At 65.8% G+C, this 7,153-nt stretch carries 6 protein-coding genes and 1 tRNA gene; 4 read left to right on the top strand and 3 right to left on the bottom strand.

The window, feature by feature from the left end; all coding sequences use genetic code 11:
- Nucleotides 1–101: 101 nt before the first annotated feature.
- From MJD61_12335 to MJD61_12325, 3 genes are all read right to left on the bottom strand, one after another.
- A complete protein-coding gene (locus tag MJD61_12335) occupies nucleotides 102–779 on the bottom strand; it encodes a YceI family protein (protein MCG8556056.1) in 678 nt (225 codons plus the stop codon).
- A 196-nt stretch (nucleotides 780–975) separates the two neighbouring features.
- The gene (locus MJD61_12330; protein ID MCG8556055.1) at nucleotides 976–2,358 is read right to left on the bottom strand and encodes an MATE family efflux transporter; all 1,383 of its coding nucleotides are present in this window, start codon (nucleotides 2,356–2,358) and stop codon (nucleotides 976–978) included.
- Between the two features lie 88 nt (nucleotides 2,359–2,446).
- Nucleotides 2,447–4,384, bottom strand: coding sequence for a DCC1-like thiol-disulfide oxidoreductase family protein (locus tag MJD61_12325; protein ID MCG8556054.1), 1,938 nt, complete (start codon nucleotides 4,382–4,384; stop codon nucleotides 2,447–2,449).
- Nucleotides 4,385–4,773: 389 nt separating this feature from the next.
- On the opposite strand from MJD61_12325, the gene MJD61_12320 reads away from it, so the two are divergent.
- The 4 genes from MJD61_12320 to MJD61_12305 form a co-directional block, all read left to right on the top strand.
- Nucleotides 4,774–6,291 carry a hypothetical protein gene (locus MJD61_12320; protein ID MCG8556053.1) on the top strand — a complete coding sequence of 506 codons (1,518 nt, stop codon included), beginning with the start codon at nucleotides 4,774–4,776 and terminating at the stop codon, nucleotides 6,289–6,291.
- Nucleotides 6,292–6,328: 37 nt separating this feature from the next.
- The gene (locus tag MJD61_12315) at nucleotides 6,329–6,676 is read left to right on the top strand and encodes a PilZ domain-containing protein (GenBank protein ID MCG8556052.1); all 348 of its coding nucleotides are present in this window, start codon (nucleotides 6,329–6,331) and stop codon (nucleotides 6,674–6,676) included.
- Nucleotides 6,677–6,837: 161 nt separating this feature from the next.
- Nucleotides 6,838–6,927 (top strand) — tRNA-Ser (locus MJD61_12310).
- Between the two features lie 13 nt (nucleotides 6,928–6,940).
- Nucleotides 6,941–7,153 (top strand): hypothetical protein (locus MJD61_12305; protein ID MCG8556051.1); only part of this gene is annotated, 213 nt, incomplete at its 3' end.

The raw sequence follows: 7,153 nt of genomic DNA, 5'->3' as shown, positions 1-7,153 counted from the left end.
CGGACCGACGAAGGACATGCAGCGCATATTCGAGGAGGTCCCAACGCCGCCAGCGGGCGCCAGGGCTGGGGCCAAACGATCAGGATTCCTGTGGCGAGGTACTAGCTTGGCTTCGGCGTCGCCTTGATGGCGAGTTTGATCAGGACGTTGTCGCGGATGAGATCGTCGGGCTTGCCAGCGTAGACGATGCCGAAATCCTTGCGGTTGATCGAGAACTCGGCGGCGATGCTGACCGCGTCGCCCTCCTTGCTGATTTTCGCGGGAAACGTGATCGACTTCTTGGTGCCGCGCAAGGTCAGATCGCCTGTGACCGTGTGGGTCGCCCCGTCGGTTTCGGCCTTCTTCACCGAGGTCGAGTGGAAGGTCGCGGTGGGGTGTTGCTCCACAAGAAAGAAATCGCCGGTTTGCAGGTGCCCGGTCAGCTTCTTTGCATCCGCCTCGACCGAGGCCATCTGAATCTCGAGCGAGACGTGGCCCTTTTCCAGCGGCCCATCCTTGGGAAGCTCGATGGTGCCCGTGAATTTGTGGAACTTGCCATCGTGGCTGCCCGTGACCTTGGATCCCACGAAGGCGATGCTGGAGTCTTCGCCCGAGAAGGCCAGGGTGGCCATCTCGGCGGCTCCGGCGGCAGCCGCTGCCGGCTCGGCGGCCGGTGCCGGAGCCTCGGCATGGGCTGGCTCGGATACTTCGGCTTTGGGCTTTCCAGCCGCTGGATCCTTGCACCCCCACAAGCCTAGAAGCAGGCCGGACGCGATGAATACGGAACGTCTTCCTCTCATTGGTGCTCTCCTGTGGTTAGGCGCGCTGGCCTCTCGGTTGACCACTGCGCGAAGTGTCGCCCCGTCGCCGCCTGGACACAACCCCGCACGAGCCCTGACGCCGAGGCAAGCTTACACTTCGACGGATCGCTTCGATTCGCCGCAATGCCTGAGATCACCGCGAGCGCGATCAAATCGCCCTGACGCCGAGGCAAGCTTACACTTCGATTCGCTGCCAGCGACCGACGCGAAACACGAGCGCCAGCCACAGGGCCCGAAGGGACCAATCGCAGGTGCTTCCGAGCCAGACGCCAACGAGCCCGAGGTCGAGCACAAACGCCAGGAAGTAGGTCGCACCCACTCGGACCCCGAGCGTCCCGACCAGGGCCGCCAGCAGCGGCGTGCGGGTATCACCGGCTGCCCGCAAGTTGGCCGCAAGGGTCGCGCCCGCCCCCATCGCGGGTTGCGCCGCCGCGCCGATCAGCAGGCACTTGGCGCCGAGCTCCACCACGGCCCTGTCTTGCACGAAAAGGCCCACCAGAAACTCAGGCGCAGACAGAAACAGCACCGAGGCGAGGCACAGCAACGCCGCCCCCAGCCCCACGGCAATCCAACCGGCCGCCGCAGCCTGCTCCGGCTGCCGGGCACCAAGGCGCTGGGCGACCAGCGCCCCACCGGCGATGCCGAAGCCCTCGGCCGTGAGAAAGCCGAGCGACTCGATCGCAATCGTGGCCTGGTTCGCCGCCATGGCCACATCGCCCAGCCGCCCAATGAGCCCCACGAAGGCGAGAAAGCCGGCGTGGAAGACCACCTTCTCGGCAAATGCCGCTCGGCTCACCCGCATCACCCGGACCAGCTCCTGCACGTGGCCTCGCGTGGGGCGCGTGATCACCAGCTTGGCGGCATGCTGGCGCAGCATGAGCGCAGCCACGATGGCAGCAGCCTGAAGCGCGAACGCTGCGCCCGTCGCCATTGCCGCACCTGCCACGCCCAGGCTGGGCGCACCCAGGTGACCGTAGATCAGCACCCAGTTGCCCAACACGTTCAGCACGTGCACCAAGGCCGCTACGATTGCCGGTGTCCGGGTGTCGCCCGAGGCCTGCAACGCGCAGGTACCGATGAACGCGATGAACTGAAACGGGAGACAGGGAAAAACGATGCCCAGATAGGTGTGAGCGGCCTGCCTGACCGTTTCGCTCGCCTCGTCTCCACCCGTCAGCACCTGGGCGATCGACGCACGCGCAGCCCAACCCAGAACACCGGCCGTGAGCCCGAACGCGAGCGCCACCGACAAAGCCGCGAGCACCGCATGCCGTGCGCGCTGTGCGTCGCGCGCACCCACGGCCCGACCGATCACCGCGATCGTCCCCGCGGCGAAGGCGGTACCGATCGAGAACAGCGACCACATGACCGGGCCGCTGATCTGCATCGAAGCCAGCGCATCGGCGCTGAAGCGACCCAGCATCAAGCGGTCCGCCAAGAACACGAAGGTATGCAGGAGTTGTTGCGCGATCGCCGGGGAGGCCAGCGCGATCAGCTCCCGGGCGATCGACCCGCGATCGACCCGCGACGAAACCGGCGCCGGCAGGACGCTTCGCAACACAACCTCCGATCCAGGCTAACTTCTATCCGAAAACCCAAGTTGCTATTCACCACGGCCGCGCACGTTCTTCCGCGGGCCCTCGGGCCTAGCGCTCGCTGGACGCAAACACGGTCGCCTTGGGACTGTGCGGTGCCGTCTCTCCGGGAAGCGGGCTCGTGTCCCACAGCTCGTAGACCTTGTAGCGCACGATGCGATCGCCGGGTTTTCCGGTACGTTCATGGTAGCTGCGTATCCAGCCGTCCAGTCCGCCGTAGTAGCTGCGATAGTCCTTGCGAGGAATAAACAGCGAGTAGCCTGTCCAGAACTGGCCCTGCCCGAGCCGGTCGGGAACCACTGCATCGACCCGCACGGGAACCCGGCTCGCGACCTCGTTGTAGGGGTCCACATGCCTGCCGTCCTGCGTGACCGCGTCGACCACGATGGTCATGTCCTTCTTGGGAGCCTCGGGAGCGAACATCGCCCACGGTTGATAGGCGCGCGGGTAGTCTACAAGCATCTGGAAGAAGTCAGGCTGACGATAGCGCATCCAGCCCGGCACGTGGTTCGCCTGCTGCAGCTCACCGAAGGCAACCACGAGCCATAGCAGCACCAGCGCCTCGCTCGTCCAGCGGCCTGCTCTGTGCAAGTACTGGCTCGCGGGTCGCAAGCTTGCGGGTTGCGAGGGTTCCCGGGCAGCCAGCCGGGGCTCGCTGGAGCTTGGCAACCCACAGGCCGCCCATCCGAACCACACCGAAATACCCCGGCGGTTGCGCGCCACTCGGTCGTAGGCCCAATCGGCGAGCTCGCGTACCAACGGCATCTTCAGGGGCCAGGCCGCGAGCGACCCCAAGGGCAAGGCCGTCATCAGCTCGGAAACCGCGCGCGAGCGCGTTAGCCAGCGCCCGCCCTTGCCCTGCACCACGATGCTGCGCTCGGTCACCTCCCTGGCCGCTTGCTCGGACAGAGGCAGCCGATCGTTCGGCAACAGCTGCAGCAAGCGCAGCCGGTCCATACGCACGAGCAGCCGTGCGGTCTGAAAGCACAAGCCGCAGCTCGCATCGAAATAGACCACTCGTTCCCGGCCGAGTCGCTGCATCGCGCTCTTGAGCCACTGCCAATCCGCGCGCGACACGAGCAGCGGGTAGTAGGCGAGCATGGAAAAGGAAAAGATCCCCACGTCGACGCACAGCGCAAAGCCCAGATGCATGACCGTCAACAAGACGATCGCGCTGCGCCGGGTCCATTCGGTGTAAAAGGGGCTCAGAATCAGGATAGGAGCCATAGCCTCGATGGCGAGCGTGGTGTAGGTCAGCGCCTGCGAGCCCTGAAGCGTGAGTCGCTCCCGCAGCCACACGCCAAACCAGGTGGCGATGCGGTCCTGGTGCAGCGTGTAGTGAACGGCCGTACCGTCCATCCAGGTGCTGCCGCTCTTGTGCACCACGTTAAAGAAATAGACGGCCGACACCTGCAGCAACACGGCCAGCACCGCGAGCGACACCACGGGCCGCTCCTCCACGCGGCGTGCCCCGGAATGCTCGAGGTGCGACGGCTCGCGCTCCTGGCGTGCAGCCAGCGACGCGAACAGCGCATCCAGCGAGAACCTCCTGCCCAAGGGCAAGAACAGCGTCCAGATACACAGCGAGTTCAGCGCCATGTCGCCGCCGTTTTCCCCGATGGTGATGCGCGAATTGAGACTCACGACGCACAACAGGCTGAGCACCTGGACGAGCTTGGTCCTAAACCCGAGCAGTAGACACATAAAGACCAGCGCGATTAGCACGAAGCACAGGACGGCCTCGCCTTGATGCGACGCCATGAACAGGAAGGAAAATATGCGCGGGCGCGCCGGGCTCCACAAGATCATGTGGTTCGGTACTAGCCCTGCGTTCGTGTAGAAATGGGGAAGCACCGCGGCGCGGCGCGCAAGGTCGAGCAGAAGCACGAGCGCCAAGACCACCCGAAACAGACCCAGGCTGCGGGGGTCGATGCTGAGGTATCGATCAACGCAAAGCTGTTGTAATCGCCCGAGCACGTTTTTCGGCACGCACCCTGGCCCAGAATCGGCCGAGGGACAAGCTTGATGCGCAGCTGCCGGCCACCCCCATCGGTCGCCAACTTCTAGCTCGAGGGGTCGAGGTGTCTGCGATAGCGATCGGCGACCTGTGCTCGGAAGGTGCAAAGACCCCGACCGAAGGCTCTTGTCTTGGTCCACAATGCCCTGTGCGCGGTGCAAGGGGCTGTGCGCTGGCACCATGCGTCGTGCGCCAAGCGCGCTGCTGGCTGTCCCCCGAACACGCGGTCGTGGTGCTCGACGGCCGCGAATACGCCCCCGACGTTGCGCGGATGGAGCGCTGCTAGCCCAGCCCCGCAACCAGCAGCGCCGCCGGCATGGCGTCTCGACTGACACGAGCAACTAGGGTAGACGGAGGGGCCATGCGTGCTCCTCGATACTGTGCCCCTACCGCCCCCTACCGAGTGCCTTCACAGGCCCCCCGCGAACGCGGCTGCGCAGCACAGCTGTGGGCCTCGCTCGCGCTGGCGGCCTGCTGGACCGTGGTGACGCCCAGCGGCGCACCTGCCCAGACGACCGATGCCACGGCCGGACGCGAGGCCGCCGATGCCGAGATGTATGTCAAGCAAGGCATTGGTCTGCGGCGCAAGGGTCGCGACGCCGAGGCGCTGGAGCTCTTCAAGCAGGCTGCGCGCCTCAACGCGACTCCGCGCATCGTGGCGCAGATGGGACTTGCCGAGCAGGCGCTCGGGCGCTGGGTGGACGCCGAATGGCACCTGGAGCTCGCCCTGAAGAACGAGGACTACCCCTGGATCCGGCGTCACCGTGAAACCCTGAAGAAGTCCCTGGCGCTGGTTCGAAAGCGTGTCGGCGCCATCGAGCTGCTCGGCGGCGTGCCGGGCGCTGACATCGCGATCAACGGCCGCGTCGTGGGACGCATGCCGCTGCGGGCGCCGGTCAAGGTCGAAGCCGGGTCGGTCGTCATCGAGGCTCGCATGCAAGGCTACCATCTGTTTCATCGCCAGGTGCACGTGGGCCCGGGCGCTTTGGCGCGCGAGACCATAACGCTCATACCGGTTCCCGAGGAGAGCGGCCAGCAAGAGCAAGCTGCGGCGTGCGCAGCGGGACAGCTGCTTCAAAGCGGGCACTGTTGTTGGCCTGGCCAAATCTGGTCCGAAGACGCCTCGCGCTGCACGGGTGTGCCCGCATGCCCGAGCGGCCTCATGCGCGCCGGTGAGGACTGCGTCAAGCCCAAGCCGGTCGTCGCAAGAGCACAGCCACCGGAGCCGAAGATTCCGGGGGCGCGCCTCAAGATCGAAGAGCACATCGAGGAGGATCTCTGGATCGATCCCGTCGGCGCCGAGCTTGGAATCTGGCTTGGCTACGGCTCCATGTTCGATCGCATCGTCGGCGTGTTTGCCCCCGACCTGGGCGCCCTGCCGGCCTACCAGCCCGGACCGCACATGAGCCTTTATGCTGGCTACCGCCCCGTGCGTTGGGTCAGCTTCGGGCTGCAGGCACAGGGAAACTACTTCCCGGGCGCGGCCGGTGCGGACGCCTACTGGAACCAGCCCATGATCCAGGCGGGCACGGCGCGGGCCTTCGCTGGTAGTGTCGGGCTGTACCTGCGTGGACACACATCGGGGACAAAGGAGGCGGGGACCGCGAATGTGTGGCTGCTCACGGGAGTGCACCCGCTCGGCCGCTTCAGCACGGTGGTGGAAAACGGGCGTGGTCTCATCACGCGGGGCGTTGTGTTTCCGTTCTCGTTGGGGCTTACCCTGCAGGCGCGAAAGCGCTTCGGTGTCGAGCTCGCAGCGAGCAGCATGGTATGGTTGCCGACCAGCACATGTCGCTCCGGATCGGGACCGAGCGACTGCTTTGGTCGCCGGAGAGCCGGCGCGAGCTGGCATGCCACGCTTGGTTTTTCGTGGTTTTGATTTTGAAGCCGCCGCTCCGCTGCGATACATTGAGCAGGTGCAGCGCCGTGGGCATGGCCGCTACCGGATCTGGTTTCCCGTCAAGGTCAGTACAGGTCAGCTCCGGGACGCCCTCGCGGTAAGCCACAACGTCAGCGCCGGCGGAATGCTCGTAGCCCTTTCGGCAAAGCTCGAGCCCGGGGAGGCCATCTCGATCAGCTTCCACTTGCCACCGGATGGCGGCGAGGAGCGCACGGTGAAGGGACGGATCACGCGCATCGAAGACAACACCGAGGACCCCGACGGGGTCTGGCCCTATCGTGTCGCGGTCGAGTTCGAAGACTTGGCTCCAGAGCTCGTGCCGCTCTTCGAAGCCGCAGCCTACCGTCTTAGTCACATCGGCTGAGCGCGGGCGAACCGCCTGCGGTGGCTACGTAACGGCAAACGGGTGCGCTCGCGGCTCGTGGAGCGCGGCACGGTGGCAGGAGCCCCGATTGACACCCCTCGCTGCGACCACTACATATGGCGCCCCTTGGCGCCAGCTGCGCGTTGACGCGGCACCCAACAGGAGAGGTGGCCGAGTGGCTGAAGGCAGTCGCTTGCTAAGCGACCGTACGCCCAAAAGGTGTACCGCGGGTTCGAATCCCGCCCTCTCCGCTGACAAGACCTCTTGAGCGGCGAGGCAGCGCATCCACCCCATGAGCCCGCGCCCGCCCACACCCCAATGCAGGACCACGTCCCGAGCGCGCTGCTGTCCGACCCAAACCTGATCTTCGCATACCTCAGCGGCGTGCTTGCCCTCGTGTTCTGGGCCAGCGGACTGCCGGCGCTCAGGAAGCTGTTCACGGTCACGCCCCCCCTGATCTACGCCTATTTCATTCCG

The sequence above is a fragment of the Pseudomonadota bacterium genome, from assembly GCA_022361155.1.
Lineage (GTDB): Bacteria > Myxococcota_A > Polyangia > Polyangiales > JAKSBK01 > JAKSBK01.
The sequence above is the reverse complement of the archived record's forward strand: the minus strand, read 5'-3'. Positions and strand labels throughout refer to the sequence as shown.

What these genes read in the sequence shown, in the direction of transcription:
- MJD61_12335 (MCG8556056.1), bottom strand. Translation starts at nt 779, where the DNA reads ATGAGAGGAAGACGTTCCGTATTCATCGCGTCCGGCCTGCTTCTAGGC.
- MJD61_12320 (MCG8556053.1), top strand. Translation starts at nt 4,774, where the DNA reads ATGCGTGCTCCTCGATACTGTGCCCCTACCGCCCCCTACCGAGTGCCT.